The sequence below is a fragment of the Amycolatopsis sp. NPDC004079 genome, assembly GCF_040610415.1.
Taxonomy (GTDB): domain Bacteria; phylum Actinomycetota; class Actinomycetes; order Mycobacteriales; family Pseudonocardiaceae; genus Amycolatopsis; species Amycolatopsis halotolerans.
The window spans coordinates 140,778-164,543 of record NZ_JBEXMH010000004.1; the positions used below are offsets into that span (position 1 = coordinate 140,778).

Below are 23,766 nucleotides of genomic sequence, written 5' to 3' on the forward strand. Positions count from 1 at the left end.
CGCCGTTCGGTCCGGCGGGAGAACCCGAACACGCGGCGATGGCCAGCGCTGCGCTGACGATAACGGCAGGCAGGACGAGACGTAGTGCCCGGCGGCATGTGCGGAAAAGCATGGTTCGCTCCTCAGGACGGCTCGCAGCGGATCCCCAAGTTCGGTCTTAGTGCAAAAATGATCCGAGTGTCGGTATCGGATCGACGAGATCTTCATGGATCAGCCGATCCTGCGTCGATTGTGTGGAGAATCCGCCGATCCGGTTCGCGTCTGCGTCGAAGGCGCGTCCGCAGAGGCGGCGCGCCGCTGAGTCGACAGGGCGGCAGCTGTCCCGATCAGGCTCGTTCCGAGCAGATAGAGGGACACGAGCCAAGTCGAACCTTCGCCCAGGGCGACCAAGAGGACAGCGATCGTTGGCGTCAGGCCGGCGACGATGGATCCGAGTTGTACTCCTATCGCGGTGCCGGTGACGCGGCGTCGGACCGTGAACATCTCGGTGTAGTACTTGCCTTGGACGCTGTACAAGACCGAAATCAGAAGGCAGACGACACTAATTGAAACGAATGTCAAGAAAAGGCTCCCCGTGTCGATCAGCAGGAAGAACGGGAATGCGAACGCGGCCATCGCCAGGGTGCCCGCGATGTACACTTTGGCCGCGCCTATCCGGTCTGCCAGCCGCGCGGTGAAGAAGAAAGGCGTGGTGACAATTTGCGCGATCAGGATGGCAGACAGTACGGCGGGCCGGTCCATCTGGAGGGTTCCGGTGGTGTGCGCGATGGTGAAGGTGATCAGGTAGGTCAGAGTCGACTGCGAGACATGCAGGAAGAAGACCGTCAGTACTGATCGCGAGTTCTCGCGGAATACGGCTCTCAGAGGTGCGGGATCCGGTGCCGTCGCGGCGGCGTGTGTGAAGGCACGGCTTTCCGGAAGGTTTCTCCGGACATAGATCCCGATGAAGACGATGACGAAGCTCACGAGAAACGGAATGCGCCACCCCCAGGCGAGGATCTGGCTGGTCGAGAGCAAAGCAGTCATGAGAAGCACCGTGACGGACGCGAGGATGTTGCCCGCTGCGGACCCGAACTGCAGCCACGCGGTGTATGCGCCGCGTTTGCCGGGTGGTGCGTGCTCAACGAGAAGGCTCGCCGCGCTGCCCCACTCGCCGCCGAGCGCGACTCCGTGGAAGAACCGGAGCACGACCAGCGCGACGGGCGCCGGCACACCGATGTCGTGATAGGTAGGCAGGACACCGATGAGCACGGTGACCACACCTACGACGAGCATCGACAGGACGAGAGCCGGTTTGCGTCCTCGGCTGTCCGCGATGCGCCCAAACGCCAATCCTCCCAGCGGACGGGCGACGAAGCCGACGGCAAAGGTTCCGAACGAGGCGAGCAAACCGGTGGTCGGCCCGAGAGCAGGGAAGAATAGCTTGTCGAAGACGAGAGCCGACATGGCGGCGTAGATGAAAAAGTCGTACCACTCGAGAACAGTGCCGATAAAAGTCGCGGCCAGAAGCCGTCTCCGCGCGGCAGGCGGCAGCTCGGCGGATTCGGTCGATGCATCGGGTGAAGTGGACATCGTCGGCCCTTCGTCGGTCGGCGGTGGTGCCGCGGGAATCTCGCGCTGCTGCCGGTCAGCCAGGAATGATCCGGAAGCGCAGGGTGCTGTGGCGTTCCGCGGCCTCGCTGCTGTCGTGCAGGGGTACTGCGCAACGCGGGTGAAGATCCTGGCAGTGCGTGACTTTAGGGCGACCGGATCGCCCAGGTGCGTCGATCGCGGTGGAATCGTCGTGCGCTAGTCGCTCACGTGCGCTACGAGCGGATTGCGACGCCGGCCCTGTCGGAGCGGCCCTATGGCAAACCAGCCGGATCGGTGCTGAGCAGACCCGAGACATCCGCGAACGGCGAAATCAGCGACTTCGTAAGGACCGGGTCCAGGCGACCTTGGGCGTCCACGAGAGCCTGGACCAAGGCCGACGTGATACGGCTGTCGGCAAAAGAACTGGATTCGGTGTCAGTCGCTCAATCGGTTCGGCTGAGACCTGCTGCGGCAGGAGTTCGTGCAACTGTGCCGGATGGAGGCTATGCCTCGCCCGTACGGTGTTGGCGCATCGTGGCTGAGCCGGCTGTTCTGTCGTGGCGTCAGTCCGAGAGCAGCGCTGCCTGGCGTGCGGTACATCGATTCCATGCGTATCGCGAAGCCCTTCCACCGACGTCGGGCACAGGTGTGCAATGCCGGCATCGTTCGAGCAGCAGGTCAACGGACGCGTGAGGCCCGGCCAACGGCACGCGCATCGTCTCGCCGAAGGTAGCGGGGCGCGCGTCGCCGAGTACAGCGGAAGTCATGCAATGAAATTATGGCGAGGCGTGTCCCGGCGCCAACACCGATACTTGCTATCTTTCATACCGTGGCGGCATGATGTCGCGGCATGAACCTGCATCGCTTGCGATACTTCCTCGCCGTTGTCGACGCGGGCACAGTCAGCGCCGCGGCGGATCGCCTTCGCATTGCGCAGCCCGCGTTGAGCAGGCAGGTCCAGACACTTGAGCGCGAACTCGGGCTGGAGCTGTTCACGCGGTACCGCAAGCGGCTGCAGTTGACGCCGGCCGGCGTTGAGGTGGTTCGGATGGCGCGCAGGTTCGTCGTTCAAGCAGACTACTTCTCGGATGCGGTGGCGAATCTTGCCACCGGGTCGGTGCGGCGGCTTTCGATTGCCGCAAGCGCTCCGATCGTCAGCGGTCTGCTGGCGCCATTCGTCGCCACGCTGCTCCCGGAAGACCCATTTATCGAGCCGAGATCCGCGGAGCACCTTGCGCTGGACGCCATGCTGCGCGGCGGCGTCGACGCGGTGATCTCCCCGGTTGGTCCGGCACCCGAGTTCCGCCGCAGAGTGGTCGGCCGAATGCCGTTGCGCGCGTTCGTCCAGGCGGATCACGCGTGGGCACAAGCGCGGCGGAAGGCCATCGGAGTCGCGGACCTGCTCGAGCATCCGCTCATCGCCAGTTCGGAGAAAGCGGTCGGCCGACGGTTACTCGACGCTGCCCGAGCGCGCCTTGGCCTGAGCTACCGGTCGATACGGGAGTGCGACGACAACAGCACGGCGATCGCGAATGCCGCAGCAGGAAAGGGCGTGGCGGTGCTGGCATCGCCGCCCGCTCACGGTGCTTATCCAGTCGATGTCTGGGAAGAACCCGACCGACCGGAAACGGCATTGGCCGTGCGGTTCTTCATGGCTTGGCACCCGCAGCACCACGCCCTGCACGTCATCGAGGACTTGGCAGGGCGGATCGAGTTGTTTTTCCTTCACCGTCACTGCGAGTTGCCGAGCAATCCATGACGCCCGAGCTCAGGCTGGATCGACCGGGGTCAGGCTGCCGACGCGTGCCTCGATCGCTTCTGCGGCTCTCAAACACACGTCTTCGTGGAATCGGCGGCTGAGCACCTGAACGCCGACTGGGCCGTGCGGGGTCAGCCCAGTCGGCAGGGCTACCGAAGGGAACCCGAGCGCGGCGGTCGCGACGAGGCTGCGCTGAGAGTCGATCATGCGGTGTTGCATGACCGTGTCGGCAGTCTGGTTCACAGCGATGGGAAACGGAGGCTCGTGGGAGACCGGCAAGATGACAAGCGGATAAACGTCGAGAAACAGTTGCCAAGCCCGGATGAGGGAGATCCGATACTGGAGCGCCCGCAGTATGCCTTCGGCGTCCAGTTGTGGGGCGTAGCGGAAATGCGCGTCGTAGTTGCGCCGTGCCCGTTCGTCGCCGAAACGTCGCAACTGCTCCTCCAGACCGAACCGGTCGACGTTGGGCACCAGCCGGTGCCAGAGGTCGGCCGCCTCGCGGATCCTGGGCAGGTTCACTTCATCGACCTGGTATCCAGCGTCGGCCAGGCATGTGCCTGCGGCAGTGACCGCATCTTTGATCTCTGGCTTGGCGTCGCCGAACGGGTCGGGACACACTGCCGCTCGGACTGGAGTGGGGAGCAGTGGTGCTTCCAACGGCGCGGGCACCCACAGCGCATCGCGGCTGTCGTTGGCGGCCATCGCCTCCAACCCGGCGCGCACGTCGGCGACGGTCCGGGCCAACGGCCCTTGCACTGCCATCAACTGAGAGGTGATCGGGGGGAGCGGTTCTGGCTTCGACAGGTGCGACGGAATTCGTCCGACGGTCGGGCGGAGGCCGACGATCCCGCACGCAAAGGCCGGGAATCGCACGGAACCGCCCAAGTCGTTTCCTTGCGCCAGCGCACACATGCCGGTAGCGATCGCTGCTGCGGCTCCACCGCTCGACCCGCCAGGCGTCAGCTGCCGGTTCCAGGGGTTCACGGTCGCCCCGTACAGGTCGTTGTCCGTGAACCAGTTGTGAGAGAAGGCAGGAGTGTTGGTGCGTCCGACAATGACCGCGCCCGCCTTGCGCAGGTTGGCGACGACCGGACTGTCCTCTGCGGCGACGTGGTCGCGGAACTCGACCACGCCGTCGGTGGTCGGATGTCCTGCTTGGTCCGAGTTCACCTTGGTGGCGACTGGGAGGCCGTGCAGCACTCCCAGCGCGCGGCCGCGGCGGAGCGCGCTGTCTGCGCGGTCCGCCGCGGCCAGTGCATGTTCCCCGTCGACTTCGACAAGTGCGTTCACGGCTGGGTTCACTTCCGCGATGCGGTCGAGAGCGGCCTGAACGACCTCCTTGCTCGACAGCGACCCGTTGAGGATCGCTGTCCTTGCCTCGAACGCGGTCAGCCGCCACAGCTGTTGGGCCATACCGGATCCTTTCCTGTGCATGCTGCCGCTATGTTGCGGAGGATTAAGTTGCAATCTTCAATCGTGCGGGTTGCCGCGGCAGACCGGCCGAGGTTGATGGCGAGCCCAAAAGAACGCACCCTGGGATCTGCGTGATAAGGGAAGCGGATAACCTTCTCCAAGATTTCCCCAGCGAAGCGCTCCCGCAACCGCAAGGATTCGGCAGTATTGGAAAACAGGACTCTGATGTCTTGTTCAGGGTAGCTCGCCGGGATCGTTTCGCCGCACAGCTCTGGGCGACGGTGGTGCTGTGTTTGTTGGCGATGGCGGGGCGTTGGAAGAAATCAGGGGAGAAGAAGGACTGTCGCATCCGGAGACCAGCAGGAGCTGCGTCGTAGCGAAATGCGAGTCGGCACTATTACTGACCGCCGCAAGTCCCAGTGGCCGTTGGCGGCACCTGGACGGCGAGCGCGACGCATCGTGCCGCGCCAGGTGCACTCACGGCTCCCGTCGTCAGAGATGTAATCGGTAGCTTGCGCTGAAACGGATCAATCCGAATCGGCGGCACGTCGGTAGCGATTCGCGAAATAACGCTCGACCACGACACGTGCCCGGTACAGGACAACCTCTCCAGTGTCCATGAGCTGGGCGTCGTCAACAGGCCGCAGGAAGTAGTTGAAGGCCGACCCCCGCTCGAGATACCACCAGAACCTGGCATCGTTGGCCAGGGGTGGTGGCAGATACCACCAAGTCTGGTCTGCCCGGTCGCAGAGCCAGCGACGCCTGTGGTCGTGGAGCTGGCAAAGCGCGTTCCACCGTCGTTTCCTCAGCGTGCTGGTGCGCGAAGTGGGCAGCATGGCGATCGCGGGACCATTGCAATGCGAGCAGACCTGCTCGTATCCGCGACTGTTCAGGCTGAACATCCTGCGGTCGTACGGTCTCGGCGCGATGAACGACCGGATTGCCGCCGGTGTCGGCTTGGCCGCACGCCCTTCAATCTCTCGAAACACTCTCATTTCTGTCCGCCTTTTCTGATTTGCCGCGACGCTCCCCGCCGGGACGTGGGCGGGCACTCAGGTTCAACGCCGGGCCGGAGAAACATGAGGCGGCAGTAGTCAAGTCGGCATTGCCTGACAGGTCCGGCAACACTCGATGCGGAAGACGGACGGGCCGACGGCAGTCGAAGCGAGCAGTCTGACTGCCGAACGGATGCGGCACCAAGTGGAACTGGCGCGGAATCCTGCCGCCCTTGCCTTCGGTCAGCGGTGCTGATGCCTGCATAGGGGCCGCGGGCAGACTCGACGAGACGACTGTTCCGGTGACCAGCATCCGGACACTGCAACGAACGAGTTGCGCTTCGAGCGGCCCGCAGGGCGTAGCGTGACTCCAAAATGAATCCAGTCCGTTGAGCGCGCCGACAACAAAATTCAGATATCAGAACACTAGCTAGCTCAGTATACGCAGACGTGCGGCTGGCTTTAGATTGGTTATCAATCAGCCGGAGAAACTCGTTTCGATCGAATAATCCGCCGATTGTGCGTGAGATGGATCATCTGAGTGGCGGGACTCGCGCTCCGGGTGCTTGGCTTGGGCCCGAGCCAAGCACGTGTGGCAACAGGTCGGCGGACATCGTGGCCGGTGAGGAAATGAGAGTTCATGCCAGGAGGGAAGAACCGGTCAGCGCTCCCTTCAGCTCTCGCAGCCTCCCGCCTCTCGGTTTCCTGCTCGGCCGCGGCAGTCTCGGGTGCCGTGCGGGTCGGCTCGAAGACGAATTTGCGCGAGTCCGATGAAGGCCAAGATGTGGGTTCTGCCTGTGCGCACGAAGGGTTTCCGGGTGGGAGCCGAAGGCCGAACACCGCCAGGGTCCCGAGACAGGCTGGCGTGCGCCTTCCTGTGCTGCGAGGGGAGGGGGTCAGTCGATGCAGGCTCTCGCTTCAGTCATCTGTTGTGAGGCCGGTATCAGTCACCGACGCGTGCGGTTCGTGCTGTTCATCGTCAGGCCGGTCTCCCCTGAAGCGATGTGTGCTGATCAGAGGTGACAGCAGCGATGTCTTTCGGGCGGCCCGTTCGATCCGTCTGATCGAGTTCACCATTGCGGACGTCGAGGTGCGGCCGTCTGTTCGGTCGCGGGGGTGTGCGTCCACCCGCGTCGATTTCGCCGAGGCTGTCGTCGTCGGCAGGCGGGGCAACGAGAGCGCCTGCGGAAGGATGGCCGGCAGTGCCTAAGTTTCACTCGGATGCGCGACCAGTTCTCGGCTACCTGGAGAATCCTGCGCTCGCCCGCGCCAGTGCCTGGCTCGTCGGTCGGCACATCTCCGTTGTCAGGCACCGGCCTGACTCCACAGCGCTGAGAGTGCCTGCGCGCAAACGCTTCTACCTCATCGACCGACGTCCGCAGATCGTCCGGACCGCGGCGGCTCTGCCGTCGCCGCGAAGCGAGTCCTGGCGGTTGACAGTGACTGCCGAATGGTGGATCCATGATCCGTACCTGCTCCTGGCGACGGCGCCCAGCGACGCGCCACTTCATGTACGTCACGACGTCGGACGAACAGTCAACATTCTCGCTCGAGCTAGCAGCAGTCAGGAGTTGCTCGCGGTCCGACGCTTTGTCGAGGAGCAACTTCACGGCAGCACCGTCAGCACCACGGCGGGATTCGCCTGGCGCCTGACCACGGTTCGCGCCGATGCGTTGCCGGTTGAGAGTCATTGGAGAGATGAGGTGGATGCCTGGTTGCATTACCAGCTGGCCGATTCGGATTTCGACGGTCCGAGCGCTGCTTCGTCATGATGCGCCGGGTATCTGATCGCCAGCCGGAAGCAGCTTGCCAGGCGGTGGTGAACGAGGATGCGCGCTGTCATAGGTAGCACGAATGCCGTCGGCGTTCGGCACCGTGTCGGGGCTGTACGACCGAGTCGGACGCACGTGCTCGGCAAGTCTTCGGCCGGGTTTCGCTGCCATCGTCGGATTCGGGGACAACGCTCGGCACCGGTTGTAGGCGATCGCAGAACGCCGGACTTCGGTGCCTGGCCGAACTCTGACCAGTCTGAATCCGGCGACGGCTGCAGCTGCGGCCGTTTCAGCGTTACCACACTAGGTTGACCCGCCGACTGCCGCGCTGGTGACGTGGCAGGTACCTCGGGCTGCTGCGCTCTGGCCGGTAGCGTCTCGGGCGTCAGGAGCGGCCATGCCGTGCGAGTCGGCCTTCGACCGTTCTTGTTGCTGCCGAAGCTCCTGGAACATTCTGGCGACTCAGTTCTTCCCGGGTGCGAGAACGTGGCCGAGAAGTACGCGCTAGCCGGCCAGGCGGACCGGGGGCGGCACGTCCCGCGGCACCTGCCCCCGCTGCCGCTGTATCCCGCTCGTCCGGGCGGTGCCGCTGCCGAGCGAATATCGGAGCGGAAGTCTCGCGCCGGATACGTGACACGACGGTCTTCTTCGTGTTGCTGAGTCGCGCCAGCGCATTGAACGGGACAGCAGGTGTCGGAGCCGAGAGGGTTCGGCACCTGCCGCTCGTGGCGACTCCCAGGAACACGTTCGGCGGATTCTTCCAATCGAAACCCTTCAAGCGGCTGATTCCATGATTTTCTGGCTGCTGGCCTGGAGTTTCGGAATGATCGCCCTGCCGAGGCTAGTGCGCCAACTAGCCACAAGGTGCGTGGCGGCTGCGGTGCCGTCGGGCGGCTCGTTTGTTTCGCGCGATCTGTTCTGGAGCTTGCGAATGTCGACACCTCTTCTCGTGCCACAGCTGCGGAGAAGGCGGCTGGGGGTGATTCATCTGGTGTTCTTCACTGTTGCGGCGTCGGCGCCGCTGACCGTGCTCGGCGGCGGTGTCACGACGACATTCGCGGTGAGCGGTGTCATGGGCGTCCCGTTGTCATTCCTCCTGATGGCCGCCGCGCTCGCGTTGTTCGCGGTCGGATACGCGGCGATGAGCCGCCACGTTGGAAATGCCGGTGCCTTCTACTCGTACCTCGCCCAGGGACTGGGGCCGCGCTGGGCGGTAGCCGGATCGTTCGTGGCGCTAGTGGCGTACATCGCCATCGGAGTCGGTCTCTACGGGCTGTTCGGGGAGTCGTTGGCCGACTTGGCGATGCGCGTCGGCCTCGACCTGCCGTGGTGGTCGTTTGCGCTGCTAGCGCTGCTGGCCTCCGGCACGCTTGGTGTGCTGCGCGTCGATCTCAACGCTGGCGTGCTCGCAGTTCTCCTGGTCGCCGAATGCGCTGTGGTTGCCGTCTACGACATTGGTGCCATCGCCCACCCCGTCGGCGGGGAGATCTCCTTCACGGGGTTGGACCCTGCCGCGTTGTTCGTTCCCGGTGTCGGCGCGGTGCTCGCGTTCACGGTCGCCGGCTTCATCGGCTTCGAGTCCAGTGCGATCTACAGCGAAGAGTGCCGCAATCCACGCGTCACTGTCGGCCGGGCCACGTTCGCGGCGCTCGCGTTCACCGGGCTGTTCTATGGCCTGTCCGCATGGGCGATGACCGTTTCGGTCGGCACCGCAGGACTTCAACAGGCCGCCGCGAAGAACGGACCCGGTCTGGTATTCAGCGGCCTGGCCCAGCACTGGGGTGCTGCCGTCGCCGACATCGCCAGCGTGTTGTTCCTGACCAGTGTGTTCGCTGCGATCGTGAGTTTTCACAACGGAGTGGCCCGCTACCTTTTCGCGTTGGGGCGCGAGCGGGTGCTGCCTTCGGCGTTCGCGCGGGTCGGTGTCCGTTCCGGCGGGCCGGTGGTCGGTTCGGCGGTCCAAAGCGCGCTTGCGCTGCTCGCGGTGCTGCTGTGCGCGCTCTTCCAGGTCGAACCAGTTCTGCAGCTGTTCACGTGGGGCAGCGGGCTTTCCGCAGTCGGGGTCGTCGCGCTGATGGCTGTCACCTCGGCGGCGGTGATCGGATTCTTCCGAGATCGGCCGGGCCGGGCCAATTACTGGCAGCGGCTCGTCGCACCGGCAGCTGCTACCGTATTGCTCACGTCGATCGTGGTGCTGCTGATCGCGAACTTCGACCTTATGCTGGCTGTCCCGCCGAGCGATCCGCTCCGCTGGATCGTACCGGGAGCAGTGCTGGCGGCCGCGCTCGCGGGGCTGGCGCGGGCCGCGCGTCTGCGCGGCCGCCACCCCCGTGCCTATCGGATGATAGGCCAGATCGCGCTCGCCCCGGATCCGGAAGAGCCGGTGATCCAACTCGGCCCCGAACCGCGTCGGCACAGGCGTTCGCGATGAGAAGAGGTTTTTCGCGGAAGGGGGCTGTGTGTCGATGCCTCATCGGATGCTGGCCAAGCAGATGTTCCTGATCTTGCACGATTCGTTCACCGGGCGCCCGGCAGCAGGTCCGGAGCTGCTGCGATGCGGGGTAGCGGCTGCTGCGCTTGCCGATCTGATCCTCGCTCGCTGCCTCGTCCTCGAAGACGGCCACATAGTCGTCTCCGGATCTCGCCGCGACCCGGTTGCCGACGAGATCGGCGCGTTCGTCGTCGAGACGGTCCGGCGTCAGAAGAACGCGTATGCGGTCCGCGGCTGGGTTGAAGCGCTTGGCAAAACCCTTTTCGAGCTGATTGCCCGCAGCCTGGTCGATGACGCGGTCGTGCGGCGAGAGCCCGGCCGCCGCCGTGTCCTGCGCCGGACGCCCGACAGGTTTCCAGGGGCTGATCTCAGACAGGCCATCGGTCCTCGGCTGCGGCTCGAGCGCATGCTGCGGAGCCCCGGCGAACCCGAGATCGGAACCGTCGCGCTGACAGCGATTGTCTGCGCGCTGGGCATCGAACGGGTCTTGAACGACGGGGGAGACCAAGCGGATTGGCGCAGTTCTGTCGAGTTGGCCGTGCAATCGCTGCCGGACGAGATGCGCGGGTTCGTGACCGGAATCGAAGCCGCCAGTGCGGCCCTTTCGCTCAAAGTCCGTCGCTGACCAAGAATCTACGGAGGACACCCAGTTGGAGCTGTGCAGCCAGGGCGTATTCGGCGGCCTAGCAGCGAACGCTGACGGCGATGTCGGCAAGGCCAACCGGATCAGCAAGAAAGGAACGACGGCAGAACCCAAAGCGCCCGAACTCCGCCACAGGTCTTGCGAATCAGGCAGTATTGCCGACAAGTACGACTCAGGCCCTGCTCCAGCCAGGACTCGCCACGCCGCGGGATCCGTTGCCGGATGAGCGGAGGGCCCGGATGAGCGGACGCAGGCGTTGTCCGCTCGATCGAAAACTGGCCCGGCCTGTCGCCGAACAGCAGCAATGGAGGTAGGTCATGCAGCACGACGAGGTGCGCTCCGCGCTGACCGCGCCGGGGGCGCCGTTCGAGATGGTCGAGGTCGAAGTCCGCGGGCTGACGCTGCGGGCTTGGCGCCACTCCCCGCCGACATTGCGGGCAATCGTCGAACGAATGCCCGTTCATGCACGGCGGACCTTCCTCGTCCACGGCGGCCAACGCATGGCCTACGGCGAGGCACACAAGCGGATCGCTGGGCTGGCCTGGGCCTTGGTGCGAGACCAAGGGATCAGGAAAGGCGATCGGGTCGCGCTGGCGATGCGCAACATGCCCGAGTGGCCGATCGCGTTCCTCGCGGCCGCATGCGCCGGCGCGGTCGTCGTACCGCTGAACGCGTGGTGGGAAAGGACGGAACTGGAATTCGGCCTGCGCGACAGCGGCGCGAAAGTCCTCATCGCCGACTCTGAACGCTACTCGCGCCTGGACGGTGGGCTGACTGTGCCGACTTTCGTGGCGCGCCCGACCGGGCCGCTGCCCGAAGGAGCGGTCGACCTCTCGGCCGTCGGCACAGCTGACGGATTGCCGGCGGTTTCGCTGGAGCCCGAGGACGGTGCCACGATCTTCTACACTTCAGGCACGACCGGGACGCCGAAGGGTGCGTTCGGAACACATCGCAACATTTGCACCAACGTGATCTCCATCGGTTATGCGGCAGCCCGTTCTCAGCTGCGCGAGGGAAGGAGCCTCGCTGAAATCGCTGCACCGGCGCCGCCGGGAGTGTGGCTCTTGGGAGTCCCGCTGTTTCACGTCGTCGGCTGCCATTCGGTACTGCTGGCTGCCGCGAACGCGGGCGGGACGCTCGTGCTCATGCGGAAATGGGACCCGACGGTCGCCTTGGAACTCGTCGAACGGGAGCGCATCACGACATTCACCGGCGTACCGGCGATGGTCGCGCAGCTGCTCGCGCACCCCGATTTCGCCGAGCATGACACCGCCAGTCTCACCGGGCTCGGCACCGGCGGGGCGGCCGCACCTCCGGTGCTGGCCGGGCGGATGCACCGCCGACTGCCCAGTACGGTGCCGGCGAATGGCTATGGCCTCACAGAGACTTCCTCGATGACGACGAGCAACCGCGGGATCGACTACCTCCAACGCCCCGACAGCGTCGGCCAGCCAGTGCCGGTCTGCGAGCTGCGGATAGTCGACCCGTCAACCGGCGAGAGGCTGCCGAACGGCGAGGTCGGCGAGCTGCGGATCAGAGGCGTGAACGTCGTGGCCGGCTACTGGAACCGCCCGGAAGCCACGGCAGCCGCGATCACCGACGGCTGGCTCCACAGCGGCGATCTGGCCCGGATGGACGACGACGGCTTCGTCTACGTCGTGGACCGCGCCCGGGACATGCTGATCCGCGGAGGCGAGAACATCTACTGCGCGGAAGTGGAGTCCGCGATTCACGAGCATCCCGACGTTGTCGCCGTCGCAGTCATCGGCATTCCCGACGCGATGCTGGGGGAACAGGTCGGTGCGGTCGTCCAGGTCGGAGCTGGCACTGCCCTGGACACGTCGGCGCTGCGGGAATTCCTCTGCGGACGCATCGCGAAGTTCAAGATCCCGGCACAGGTCTGGGTGCAGGAAACCCCGTTGCCGCGCAACGCCGCAGGCAAGATCGCCAAGACCGTGCTGCGCGCCCGGCAGTTCCCCGGGGCCTAGGACGTCGATACCGAGATTGAGCATTCCGAGCAAGCCAAGAACCACGCTAATGCACACCTGTCATGCCGGACCCGGCGTAGATCGAATCGCTGCCGCTCGTAGCGTCGCATCCCGGACGGGTGTTGCACGCCATGAATGCGGCCGGAGAGCGCATCAGACGAAATAGAGCTGAGTTGGTCAGCACTGTCTCCGGTGGAGATGCACCTCCGGTGGCTAGTTCAGCAATGCGCACACCACGAGGGTGACGATGGCGATCCGGGTGCTTCCTGCGCGTGTGGGCTGCACGAGAATCTGAACAACCGCATTGATCATCATGACATTGAGCACGACGTGGCGGTCGACCGTTTGGTGCGAGGCCACACCGGCGAGAAACAAGACGCCGACGTAGTACGCCAGCCCTGATCCGGAACCGCTGGCGCGCGCGGCTGCGGCGAGAACGCTCCATGATGCTGTTCTTCCCGCCCGCCTGGTAGGCACCGGGCGACCTCCTTTCGCATGCTGCTCGTCCAGTCTGGCCTGCGCCTTCTCGAACTCAGGTTCGTCAGGCGGCGGGCGAAGCGCCGATGGCGAGCCGCCGTACGGCAAGTTCTGCGAGCAGCGCTGCTGCGTCGGCGAGTACCGCGTCGTCGAAGACTGCGCGTGGTGAATGGTTCGCCGATGCCTGCTCCGGGTCGCCGACTGCCGCGCCGAGGAACAGAAACGCGCCAGGAACCCGGTCCAGTACGCGGGAGAAGTCCTCCGAGCCCGCCATCGGACGTGGAAGCTCGACGAATCGTTCCTCGCCGAACACGTCGCGGACGGTCTCGGCCACCAGTCGGGCATCTTCGTCGTGGTTCGCTGTGACAGGATACCCGGCGTCGCAGTTCGTCTCGAGGTCAATACCGTGCGCTGCCGCGATCCCGGCGCACGTGCGTTCGGCCCGCTCCAGCACCCGTTCCCGGGCCGCCGGACTGAACGAGCGAATCGTAGTGTCGAAGACGACGTCGTCGGGAATGACGTTGCACGCGGTGCCGGCGTGGAATGCGCCGACGGTCACGACGACCGGATCGAACACGTCGAAGCCCCGTGTCACCATGGATTGCAAGGCCAGCACCATCTCGCATGCGGCCGGAATCGGGTCCTTCGCACGGTGCGGACGGGAACCGTGCCCTCCCGCGCCGACGACCCGCACGGTGAACTGGTCAGCGGCCGCCATCAGCGGTCCCGGTCGGGAGGCGAACATTCCGGACGGGAGATCCGCGGCAGTCACGTGGAGGCCGTAGGCGGCGTCGGCCAACCGTCCCGCCGCCGCAAGCACTCCTTCTTCGATCATGTGCGCGGCACCGTCTAAACCTTCTTCGCCCGGCTGGAACATGAACACGACGTCGCCAGCGAGGTCGGCCTGCCTGGCGCTGAGGAGCCTCGCTGCGCCGATCAGGCCAGCGGTGTGCAGATCATGGCCACAGGCATGCATGACGCCGTGGTTGCGGGAGGCGAACGCGAGTCCGGTGCGTTCGAGGACCGGCAGTGCGTCCATGTCGCCGCGCAGCAGGACGACCGGACCGGGTGCACCGCCTCGCAGCACTGCGGTGACGGAACTCAGCGCCGTTCCCCGGGTGATCTCCAATGGCAAGCCGTCCAGGGCGGCGAGCACCGTGTCCTGAGTGCGGGGGAGGTGCAGCCCGATTTCCGGGAAGCCGTGCAAGTCGCGGCGGATTTCGGCCAGATCGTTCTGCATCGCCGCCGCGTCTGCGCGAAGACTCATCTGGCTTCACTCCTGGTGGGTCGAGGGTCGAGACGTCGTCTTCCTGATCATCGACGCCCACGACGGCCAGGGCGCCGGAATTGTTGAAATCGGGTCGAGTTGGGGCGTAAATTCAAAGAATCCGCCGACTCTGGGAATGGGTTTGCATCGGTTTAGGGACGTCTGCAACTGCGCGGCGGTGCCGATTCCTTGGCGTTGTCGGGCGATTGTCGTCGAAGGCGAATGGCGACCGGTCGGACCGAGGCAAGGCGGGAGATGCTCTGAGAAAAAACTCGATCCGGGACGCGCCCGCGATCGAGGGGCGGACGCGTCCCGGGCCGTCGCGATGGAGCAAGCCGCCGTCTCCCTGCAAACGTCAGGGGCACGTATTTGACTGACCGTCCTGACTTGTCGAGCAGTCAGCTCGACCGGGAGCAGGGTGAGCGGCCCGCCTGCTGCGGATAGCCAGGGACGGGGGTGGCGAGGGAGCTCTTGAGCGCAGCGATCTGGTATGCCGAAGGCCGGCACGCGACGAGGTTCAGATCGGCAATATCCCCGGCTGCCGCGCACATCCGGGTGTCCGGCGATGTGGTGCGCATCCGGCCCGCGTCTTCGATCCGGTCAGGAGGCACCTGTATTCACAATGTCGCCGTCACCGGCGTCCCCGTCTAGCGTGTGGAGGAGGTGCGGTTCGACCCGGCCCGGCGCGGGTCGGCGCAGGGCCGGGAGGGCGCGCGTCGCTGGTGCCCTCCCGCGAGCGATGGGCCGGCGCTGTCGGCAAGGACGCGGGGCGAGACGTACGTCCGGATCGCGGACGCGTCGTGTTCGGCCACGAGCCAGCGGCCGAGACAGGTTTCCAGGTCGTGGTGAGACTGGGTGAGTGGGTGCATGCGGAGGTCGCAGCGTCCAGCGGTATGGCCGATGTCGGCGGCAACTCGGGTCGTCGGTCAGCGCCAGAGCGACGGCCGGCAAGCGGCCGGGCGCGCAGTCGGTTTCGACGAATGCGAGCACCGGGAAGCTGCGTATGCTGGCTCCCTGGTGAACGGAAGGCCAAGCGCCGCGGCCCCCGGTCAGGCGCTGTCGGCGACGGGCGGCCGGCACCGCGCTCGTTCCAGCGGTCGCACCGATCGACGACAATGGTGCGAGTGGATCTGCTTGCAGGGAGTTGACGAGTTTCAGATCGACCTCTGCGGGAATCCGGCGGAGCTTCGCCGTTGCTTCGATGGCCGTGCCGAGGGTTCGACCACCTGATTCCCGCCGCTTCCTGGGTCGTGCGCCGATCCGCAGGTGAAACCCTGTGCGCCCTTGGCGGGACATCTTCCCGCTTCGTCAGCCTCCCCGGTGAATACATCTCTGCCGTTGCTCTGTTAAGACACGCCCCGCCGGCGAAAGACTGCGGCGCGCCAGGCGCCGTGGCGTGCGGCTGGTCGGTCAGCAGCACGCCACGACGAACCGTTCGACCGGCAAGACGGAACCCGGTCGTGCCGAGCATCGAACCGCGGTTGCCGCCGCTCCGCCGAGAATCGAGACCCGGGGCGAGCCGGAAACGGCATCGCATAGCCGGCCCATTCGCCGGTGTGGCGTCCGGTTACCGCCCGTCGCCCCATACGGTGTTGCCGCTCGCTGTGCTGGCCGGATAACTCTGAACCACATCCCAGTGCTCGGCGATCCTGCTGTTCTGGTCGAAGCGGAAGATGTCGATGGACCCGCTTCCGGTGTTGTCCGGGTTTCGCTTGTAAGTGTGCACCGCGACCAGATTGCCGTCGACGATCGTCCGAGGGAAGAGTCGTTTGGCGTCCCCGGTCAACCGCTCCGATCGCGAGAAGGCCGATGCGAAGGCCGCACCGCCGTCGGCCACGCGCGGATTGTGCTGGATGTACTCGTCCGCGACGTGGAGATCGACTGCGGTTCTCGCGTTGGCCTGGTTGAACGCGAGATCCAGGAATCCCAGGGCGGCTTTGCGATTCTGCTCCCGGCGTTCCGGGGCGAGATCGGGACCGGCGTCTACCGGGCCGTCGAACATGGTGTGACCGCTGGCGGACTTGTCGGGCACCGGCTGCACCGCGTCCCAGTGCTCGACGATCTTCCCGGTGCTGTCGACGCGGAAGATGTCCATGATCGCAACGGCCGAGACATCCGGGTCCCCGCGCTGTTCCGCGTGCACGAGGACGAGATCTTTCTCGGCGAGGACCCGGTGAATGGTGTAGGAGACTGCGGGCGCAGAAGAGAAGTATCCAGCGAACGCGTCTTCGAAAGCCTTCGGCCCGTTGCCGACGCCCGGATTGTGCTGTACGTAGGACTGGCCGAGATGCCGGTCGGCTGCTTCGGCGACCTTCTTCTCCACAAAAGCCAACTGGTAGAACGAACGTACCGTCGCTGCGGGATCTATTTCTGAGGCTGCCGGAGCGGCTTCGGGTGCTTGCGTGCACGCGGCCAGCGCGAAGGCAGTGGTCGCGAGCGAACTGGCGATACGAACCCGTTTGCTCCGGGCGAACAACGAAAAGCGGGAGGTGCTGCGAGTCACCGTTTCTCCTGAGATAAGGTTCCGAGTCGGCCGGGATCGGTAAATCCGCTGATTCGAAGCGAGGTGCCGACTTTCGGAGGCTACCGCAGAAATCGGACAATCCGTCGACCTCGGGCGCTCTTCGACAGCAAATCGACAGGCGCGGGGGTAAGTCGCCCTCGATATCGACGGCCGGCAGAAAGCAGCGCCGGCTGGGTTTCCGGGGGAGTCACTCCGTCGGAGCGGAAAGGAGTTCGGCGGCGGTTTCGGGGTCATAGCCCAGCTGAGCGAGAATTTCCGGGCCGTGTTGCCCGAGAGTCGGCGGGGCGGTGCGTGGCATCGGCCGCTCGCCGTCGAAGGTCAGCGGGATCGCGATTTGCTCGAGTGCCCCTGCTTCCGGATGTTCCACGATGCCGACCATCCCGAGAGCCGCAGTATGCGGGCAACGGTAGACCTCGGCGATCGTCCGGACCGGCGCGGCCGGTACGGCGCGCGCACGGAGCACGCCGAGCCAGTGCCCGGTGGGCCGACACCGCAGTACGCGGGAGAGCTCCCCGGTGACCTCTCGTCGATGCTCAACCCGCCCGGAGTTGACGGAGAACCGGGAGTCTGCCGCCAGTTCGGGCAGAGCCAGCGCCGCGCACAGGCTCTGCCACTGGACGTCGTTGCCGACCGCGATGACGAGGTGCCCGTCGGAGGTCGGGAAAGCCTGATAGGGCACCAGGCTGGGGTGGCCGGATCCGAGACGGGGCGGATTCTCGGCAGTGGCGAAATATCCGGTGGCGAACCCGCCGTGGAAAGCCAATTGCGACTCGTACAGAGAGGTGCAGACACTGGCACCGTGCCCGGTCCTCTCCCGGTCCACCAGCGCGGCGAGAACGCCGCTGAGGCCCCACATCGCCGCGCCGAGGTCGCCGAACGCGAACCCGGCCTTGACTGGCGGGCCGTCCGGCTCGCCGGTCAAGGACATCAGCCCGGCGGCGGCCTGAACGACCATGTCGTACCCCGGCTCGTTGCGCATCGGCCCGGTCTCGCCGTACGCGGAGATGTGCAGCGCGACGAGCCGCGGGTACCGCGCGACGAGGTCGGGCCCGTGGAAGACCCGGGCGAGCTGGCTGCCCGGGCGGAAGTTGTCGATGACGACGTCCGCGCGTTGGAGCAGCCGGTGGACGACCTCTCGTGCTGCTTCGCCGGAGAGGTCCAGGGCGATCGATCGCTTGTTGCGGTTGACGGCCAGATGGTAGGTAGCGTCGGAACCGCGGAAAGGCGGGCCCCAATGCCGGGTCGGGTCGCCGTCGCTCGGGCGTTCGACCTTGATCACGTCTGCGCCGAGATCCGAGAGCGCTTGGCTGACGTAAGGTCCGGCGAGGATCTTCGAAAGGTCCAGCACCCGAAGACCGGCCAGCGGTGCGCGGGCGGTCATGCGCCCGCCGTCGGCAACGGGAATCCGGTGATCGCGGGCAACGCGTTGAGCGCGGCGACAGGAGCTGTTTCGGGGATGAACAGGCGCTCCAGGTAGGCCTGGGCGAGCAGGAGCTTCCGCTCGCTGCCGGTGTGCTCGGCCTCCCAGCAGGCTTGCTCGACCAGGAGGGTCGCCATGACCGCCTGAGCGAGGGCCTCGGTGTAGTCGCCGACGCCGAGTTCCTGCTGCGCGCGATCTCCTTCGAGCAGTTTGTCGCCTCGGCCGCGCAGATCGCGCCAGTGCTCGACCAGGCAGTCGGCGTGCGGAACAGCCGCAGGAGCGAGGCGGCCGAGGTAGCGGTCGGCGAGTACGTGATGCGAGTTCTGAGATGCCATGCACCGCAACACGTCCAAGGCGACGACGTTGGAAGCGCCCTCCCAGATGGAGCCGAGGTGGGCGTCTCGGACGAGGCGCGGGCTGACCGACTCTTCGATGTAGCCGTTTCCGCCCTGGACCTCCATCGCCTGCGCCGTCACCCACCGACTGCGTTTGCACACCGAGAATTTCGCGATCGGCGTGAGCACTCGGGCGGAGACCCGGGACAGCTCGTCGCCCTCGTCACTGCCCTGGAGGCAGTCGCCGATCTCCAAGACGAATCCCAGTGCAGCTTCCGTGTCGAGTTGCAGGTCGAGCAGGGTCCGGCGCATGAGGGGCTGGTCGAACAAGAGCTTGCCGAACACCGCTCGCCGTCGGGCGTAGCTGAGAGCCTCGTGCACGGCGCGGCGCATCAGTGCCGTGGAGCGCATGACGTTCGAGACACGGGAATGGTTGACCATCTCGAGCATCTGCTGGATGCCGCGGTCGAGCTCTCCGACCGGGAGGGCGTAGGCGTCGGCAAGGGCAACTTCTCCGCTGGCCATCGAGCGGGTGCCAAGTTTGTCCTTGAGCCGATCGATCCGGTAGCTGTTGCGGGTGCCGTCCGGCCGAAGCCGGGGCATCAGGAACATGCCCAGGCCGCGGGTTCCTTCGCCTTGGCCGGGCACCTGCGCGAGGGTGAGGATCACGTCGGCGGTTACGTTGGAACAGAACCATTTCCGGCCGGACAGCGTCCAGTGGTCGCCGTGGTCGGTGGCCAGGGTGGCGGTCTGCGCGAGGTCGGTGCCGCCGCCGATCTCGGTCATGAACATGGCACCCGTGGAGTGCGTCTGCGGATCGGTCGAAGTCAGCGCCTCGATCCAGGTGCGATGTGTCTGCGGGTCGAACATTTCGAGCACGCGCGCAGCCGAATCCGTCATGTTGATCGGGCAGCCCAGGCCGTATTCGGCCTGCGAGAACACATAGGACAGAGCGTATTTGACCACGTGCGGCGCGGGTCCAGGCCAGCCGAACAGCCCGCGGTGCGAGAGTGCGGCGAGCCCGAACCGGCAGAAGCCCGCGTCGGCCAGCCGGTCGTAGGCAGGGTGGAAGTCGACCTCGTCGATCCGGTCGCCGAGCGGGGAGTAGGGCCGCAGCGTCGGCGGATTGGCTTCCGCATGCGCGGCGAGCCGGTCGAGCGGCCCGGCGGCGAGCTCGCCGAGATCGGCTAGCAGAGGTTCGAGGAGGGCGCGGTCGCGCGGACCGAGATAACGGTCCAGGAGCGGCCGCAGCGCTGGATCGAGGTCGGCGAAGTTCACGAGCGTCCTTTGCGGAGCAGGCGGGAGCGGTTGGTCGCGTTCTACTCTCGCACCGCAGCCCAAGCGTGGTCCAAGACGAATAGTCGTGCCGGGCGAGTCGATTCGCGGCTTAATCGAGCGGCCGGAGCGTCCTCTTCGCGACCTCCAGCACCGCACGCAGCACTTCGGATTCCTCGGCCCGGCGCCAGACCAGACAGACCGGCAGCTTCGGCGCTTCGCCGGCTAGCGGCACGAAGGCGACGCGGTCGAGCCGGATCGAGCGGGCCGCCTCCACGACCAGGGCGATCCCGACTCCGGCTGCCACCAAGGCCAGCAGGCTGAACGAGTCCGGTGCCTCCTGCGCGATCGCCGGGCTGAAACCGGCCTCCAAGCACGAGCGGACCGACAGTTCGCGCACTTCCGAGCCGCGTCCTGACGGGAACGCCACGAACCGTTCGCCGGCAAGCTCTTCCAGCCGGACTGACTTGCGCGCAGAGAGCGAATGCGTGGTGGACACGGCGAGCATCAACCGGTCCTGGCGCACCAATCGTGTGTGCAGCCCCCGAGCGCTCGGCACCGTCGCGAAACCCATGTCCAGGACTCCTGCTCCGACTCGGCTGACCGTTTCCGCCGAGTAGTGCGGCCCGTGCAGGGACAGCTCGACTCCGGGCAGTTCCACCGCGACCGCCTTGGCCAGCAACGGCAGCAACACGGCGCTGCTTGTGCCGGCGAATCCCAGCGACACTTCACCGATCTCGCCTCGGCCGGCCGCGCGGGCCGCTCGTTGCGCCACCTTCGCCGAAGCCAGCACTTTCCGTGCGTGGTCGAGGAAGATCCGGCCGGCGGCGGTGAGCTGCACCGTGCGGGTGTTGCGGTCGAACAGTTCGACGCCGAGATCGTGCTCCAGCCGTCGAATCTGCTGGCTCAACGGCGACTGCGACATGTGCAGCCGAGCTGCCGCCCGACCGAAGTGAAGCTCCTCTGCGACCGCGACGAATCCGGTGAGATGTCGGAGCTCCATGAGTTCGCCCTCCTCAGGCAGATGCCGACGGCAGCGTCCACTTTCGCCGGTCGGCCAGGTTTTCGCCATCCTGGAACGGAACTTCCCCGACCGGGGTGCTGGATGCGGCCGACGCCGCGGACTGCCGTGATGCTTGACGATCTCCGTACTATTTCGCGCATGGAGACCTTTTCGCGTGAAATGCAATGGCTCGACGCAACTGCGCAGGCGGATCTGTTCCACCGCAAGGAGGCTACTGCTGTCGAACTGCTGAATGCCGCAGTCGACCGCATCGAGGACCTGGACCCGCGGATCAATGCGGTCGTCTACCGTTGGTTCGACGACGCCGCGGAAACGGCTGCTCGGATTGACAGGGGCGACTCGGCAGCAGCGGGACCGTTTGCCGGAGTGCCGTTCTTGCTGAAGGATCTGAATACGAGTTGTTCCGGAAGGCCTCTGTCCAACGGGAACGCCCGGCTGCGCGAGCGGCCGGTGATCGGTGTCGCCGACACGACTCTTGTGCGGAGGTTCCGCCGCGCCGGGCTGGTGATCGCGGGAAGGACCAACACTCCGGAACTGGGAAGCATAGGCACCACGGAACCGGTGGCGTGGGGACCGACCCGCAACCCGTGGGACCGCTCGCGCACCGCAGGCGGTTCCAGCGGCGGTGCCGCGGCGGCGGTGGCCGCCGGGATGGTGCCGATCGCGCACGCCAGCGACGGCGGCGGCTCGATCCGGATCCCCGCTTCGTGTTGCGGGCTGGTCGGCCTCAAACCGTCGCACGGCCGGGTGACCCGGCACCCCAGCCAGGACGAGAGCGGTCTCGGGGTGGAGTTCTGCGTCACCCGCAGCATCCGGGACACCGCGGTTCTGCTCGACTCGGTCAGCGGGCCGGGCGTCGGAGACAGCGTTATCGCGCCTGTCCCCGCGCGGCCTTACCTCGAAGAACTGGAGTGCCAGCTGCGTTCGCTGCGAATTGGCCTGCTCGACCACCATCCGCTGGTCGCCGAGGGGCTCACGATCGACATGGAGTGCGTCGACGCAGTGCACACGGCGGCGCGGCTTCTCGAAGAACTCGGGCACCGGATCGAGCCGTCGTTTCCGAATGCGCTGGCCGATCCTCGCGCTGGCAGGACCTTCAGTACCTTGTGGAGCGCCAACGTCGCCGCCGGGATCGCCCGGCTCGGCGAGCACCTCGGCCGCCCGGTCACCCCCGACGATGTCGAACCGCTCAACTGGGCTCATGCCCAGGCGGCCGGTTCCGCTTCGGCGGCCGACCATGCGCTGGCACAGGACGAAGCGATGAAGTTCCGCCGGGCAGTGCGCGGCTGGTGGGCGGACGGCTTCGACATTCTGTTGTCGCCCACTCTCGGCAAGGTGCCGTCGCGGCTGGGCGCGCTGGACTGCCACTCGGCCGAAGACCTTGCCGCGTACCGTCGGCGGACCAGCGAATACCTCGCGTTCACGCCTTCGTTCAACGTCAGCGGCCAGCCGGCGATCAGCTTGCCGTTGTCGTGGACCGAGTCCGGTCTGCCCGTCGGGATCCAGCTCGTCGCCGACTACGGACGGGAAGACCTGCTGATAGCTCTGGCCGGGCAGCTGGAACGCGCGCAGCCGTGGGAGAACCGCCGCCCGCTGCTCTGAATCGGATGTCTGGCGTGGGCGCGCTTTCGCGGGTGGCAGGATCCCCGTTGCGCTCGTCGGTCGTTGAGCGGTTTCCGCCGAGCTCATTCGGTGCCGGTCCCGGTCGGCCACAGGGTCCTGAACAGCGGCACCTGCCCGATGGAGCGTCCTTCCTCGTCGAGCAGCCTCCCCATAAGCTTGACCGGGCGCACGGTGATAGCCCGGTCGACGACCGAAAGACGAGGGAAGCGCGCCGCCAGCACGTTCTCCAGGACGGTGAGCTGGTCCTGAGATGTCAGCCAGGCGATGAGCAGGATGTTCGCGTCGCCGCTGACCGAGGCGCACATCCTGGTCTCCGGCAGGAGCGCGAGGACCCGCGCGGTCGCCTCGAGCCGGTCTGGAGGAATCCTGATCCACAGCATCGCGGTGACGGGAGCGGGGGAAAGAGAGCGCGCGATCTCGCAGCGGAGGATCAGCGCACCCGAAGCGAGGAGCGTCGTCAACCGTCGACGCACAGTGGTCTCGCCTGTCCCGACGCGGGCGGCGATCTCCGGTGCGGGGGCGCGGCCGTCTTCGCTGAGAACCTGCATGATCGCGCGGTTGAGCCGGTCGAATCGAGTCGACGGCGGCAGACTGCGCGGCGAGGACGCGGCTAGGGCGTCGCGGCGGCTCGCCGGGATCGCGCGCACTTGCCAGGTGCTGCCCTCGCTGAACAGGTGCGTCAGCACGTGCGTGCGGCTGGAAAGCACATCGGGCAGTGCGGAGAGTTGCTGGGTCAGGTAGTCCGCGAGGCCCGACAGGGTGCGGATGGCGACGTGCACGAGGAGATCACAATGCCCGGCAGTGCATTCGACGCTGGTCACGCTGGAGTCGGCCGCCAGAGCCTGTGCCACATGCAGTGCCCGGCCGGGCGGACAGCAGATCTCGACAAAGCCCAGCACCATCTGACCGCGCAGGTCTCCGCCGCGGTAGGCGCTGATCCAGGCTTCTCCCCGTTCGGTCAAGCGCTGCCACCGGCGGGTGGCGGTGACCGCGCTCATCCCGGCCGCCCTGGAGACCGACGACCAGGGTGCACGGGGCCTGGCCTGAAGCGCGTCGACAAGCTTGAGATCGTCCTCGCTCAACATGTGGCGGATTCCTTCAATAAATTCGATGTCTTCGGCTGATCCGTGAAAAAACTGACTGCAATGCGTGTTCTGGAACATCATCACACCACGTCAGCTGCTC

Annotated in this window: 17 protein-coding genes; 6 read left to right on the forward strand and 11 right to left on the reverse strand. The window is 66.1% G+C overall.

Annotated elements, in window-relative coordinates; genetic code table 11:
- Window positions 1-210 precede the first annotated feature (210 nt).
- Entirely contained in the window at window positions 211-1,572 is a 1,362-nt protein-coding gene (locus tag ABZX37_RS05950; protein ID WP_354736446.1) for an MFS transporter, read from the reverse strand.
- Window positions 1,573-2,422: 850 nt separating this feature from the next.
- Here ABZX37_RS05950 and ABZX37_RS05955 point away from each other — a divergent pair.
- Window positions 2,423-3,331: a LysR family transcriptional regulator gene (locus ABZX37_RS05955; protein WP_354736448.1), complete on the forward strand. Its 909-nt coding sequence runs from the start codon at window positions 2,423-2,425 to the stop codon at window positions 3,329-3,331.
- A gap of 9 nt (window positions 3,332-3,340) precedes the next feature.
- On the opposite strand, the gene ABZX37_RS05960 is transcribed toward ABZX37_RS05955, so the two are convergent.
- The gene (locus ABZX37_RS05960) at window positions 3,341-4,768 is read right to left on the reverse strand and encodes an amidase (RefSeq protein WP_354736450.1); all 1,428 of its coding nucleotides are present in this window, start codon (window positions 4,766-4,768) and stop codon (window positions 3,341-3,343) included.
- A 506-nt stretch (window positions 4,769-5,274) separates the two neighbouring features.
- A complete protein-coding gene (locus ABZX37_RS05965; RefSeq protein ID WP_354736452.1) occupies window positions 5,275-5,742 on the reverse strand; it encodes a hypothetical protein in 468 nt (155 codons plus the stop codon).
- A gap of 1,202 nt (window positions 5,743-6,944) precedes the next feature.
- Between ABZX37_RS05965 and ABZX37_RS05970 the strand changes: the two genes are divergently transcribed.
- The 4 genes from ABZX37_RS05970 (at window position 6,945) to ABZX37_RS05985 (ending at window position 12,636) form a co-directional block, all read left to right on the forward strand.
- The gene (locus ABZX37_RS05970) at window positions 6,945-7,514 is read left to right on the forward strand and encodes a hypothetical protein (protein WP_354736453.1); all 570 of its coding nucleotides are present in this window, start codon (window positions 6,945-6,947) and stop codon (window positions 7,512-7,514) included.
- Between the two features lie 790 nt (window positions 7,515-8,304).
- Window positions 8,305-9,945: an APC family permease gene (locus ABZX37_RS05975; protein WP_354736455.1), complete on the forward strand. Its 1,641-nt coding sequence runs from the start codon at window positions 8,305-8,307 to the stop codon at window positions 9,943-9,945.
- A 46-nt stretch (window positions 9,946-9,991) separates the two neighbouring features.
- A complete protein-coding gene (locus ABZX37_RS05980; RefSeq protein WP_354736457.1) occupies window positions 9,992-10,630 on the forward strand; it encodes a GPP34 family phosphoprotein in 639 nt (212 codons plus the stop codon).
- Window positions 10,631-10,965: 335 nt separating this feature from the next.
- Complete coding sequence (locus tag ABZX37_RS05985; protein ID WP_354736459.1) at window positions 10,966-12,636, forward strand: AMP-binding protein; 1,671 nt, start codon at window positions 10,966-10,968, stop codon at window positions 12,634-12,636.
- Between the two features lie 213 nt (window positions 12,637-12,849).
- Here the strand turns inward: ABZX37_RS05985 and ABZX37_RS05990 are convergent, their stop codons facing one another.
- From ABZX37_RS05990 to ABZX37_RS06020, 7 genes are all read right to left on the reverse strand, one after another.
- Window positions 12,850-13,113, reverse strand: coding sequence for a hypothetical protein (locus tag ABZX37_RS05990; protein ID WP_354736461.1), 264 nt, complete (start codon window positions 13,111-13,113; stop codon window positions 12,850-12,852).
- A gap of 64 nt (window positions 13,114-13,177) precedes the next feature.
- Window positions 13,178-14,380, reverse strand: a complete 1,203-nt coding sequence (locus tag ABZX37_RS05995) for a M20 family metallopeptidase (RefSeq protein WP_354736463.1) — start codon at window positions 14,378-14,380, stop codon at window positions 13,178-13,180.
- A gap of 600 nt (window positions 14,381-14,980) precedes the next feature.
- Window positions 14,981-15,676 (reverse strand): AsnC family protein, encoded by a 696-nt coding sequence (locus tag ABZX37_RS06000; protein ID WP_354736465.1) that lies wholly within the window; start codon window positions 15,674-15,676, stop codon window positions 14,981-14,983.
- A 271-nt stretch (window positions 15,677-15,947) separates the two neighbouring features.
- Complete coding sequence (locus ABZX37_RS06005) at window positions 15,948-16,883, reverse strand: nuclear transport factor 2 family protein (RefSeq protein WP_354736467.1); 936 nt, start codon at window positions 16,881-16,883, stop codon at window positions 15,948-15,950.
- A gap of 208 nt (window positions 16,884-17,091) precedes the next feature.
- Window positions 17,092-18,285 (reverse strand): CoA transferase, encoded by a 1,194-nt coding sequence (locus ABZX37_RS06010; protein ID WP_354736469.1) that lies wholly within the window; start codon window positions 18,283-18,285, stop codon window positions 17,092-17,094.
- Entirely contained in the window at window positions 18,282-19,937 is a 1,656-nt protein-coding gene (locus ABZX37_RS06015; RefSeq protein ID WP_354736471.1) for an acyl-CoA dehydrogenase family protein, read from the reverse strand. The genes ABZX37_RS06010 and ABZX37_RS06015 overlap by 4 nt, the downstream gene beginning before the upstream one ends.
- A gap of 109 nt (window positions 19,938-20,046) precedes the next feature.
- Window positions 20,047-20,937: a LysR substrate-binding domain-containing protein gene (locus tag ABZX37_RS06020; protein WP_354736473.1), complete on the reverse strand. Its 891-nt coding sequence runs from the start codon at window positions 20,935-20,937 to the stop codon at window positions 20,047-20,049.
- Between the two features lie 159 nt (window positions 20,938-21,096).
- Here ABZX37_RS06020 and ABZX37_RS06025 point away from each other — a divergent pair, with 159 nt between their 5' ends.
- On the forward strand, window positions 21,097-22,560 hold the full coding sequence (locus ABZX37_RS06025; RefSeq protein WP_354736475.1) for an amidase: 1,464 nt from the start codon (window positions 21,097-21,099) through the stop codon (window positions 22,558-22,560).
- An 83-nt stretch (window positions 22,561-22,643) separates the two neighbouring features.
- Here ABZX37_RS06025 and ABZX37_RS06030 read toward each other — a convergent pair whose 3' ends face one another.
- A complete protein-coding gene (locus ABZX37_RS06030) occupies window positions 22,644-23,666 on the reverse strand; it encodes an Lrp/AsnC family transcriptional regulator (protein WP_354736477.1) in 1,023 nt (340 codons plus the stop codon).
- Between the last annotated feature and the right edge of the window lie 100 nt (window positions 23,667-23,766).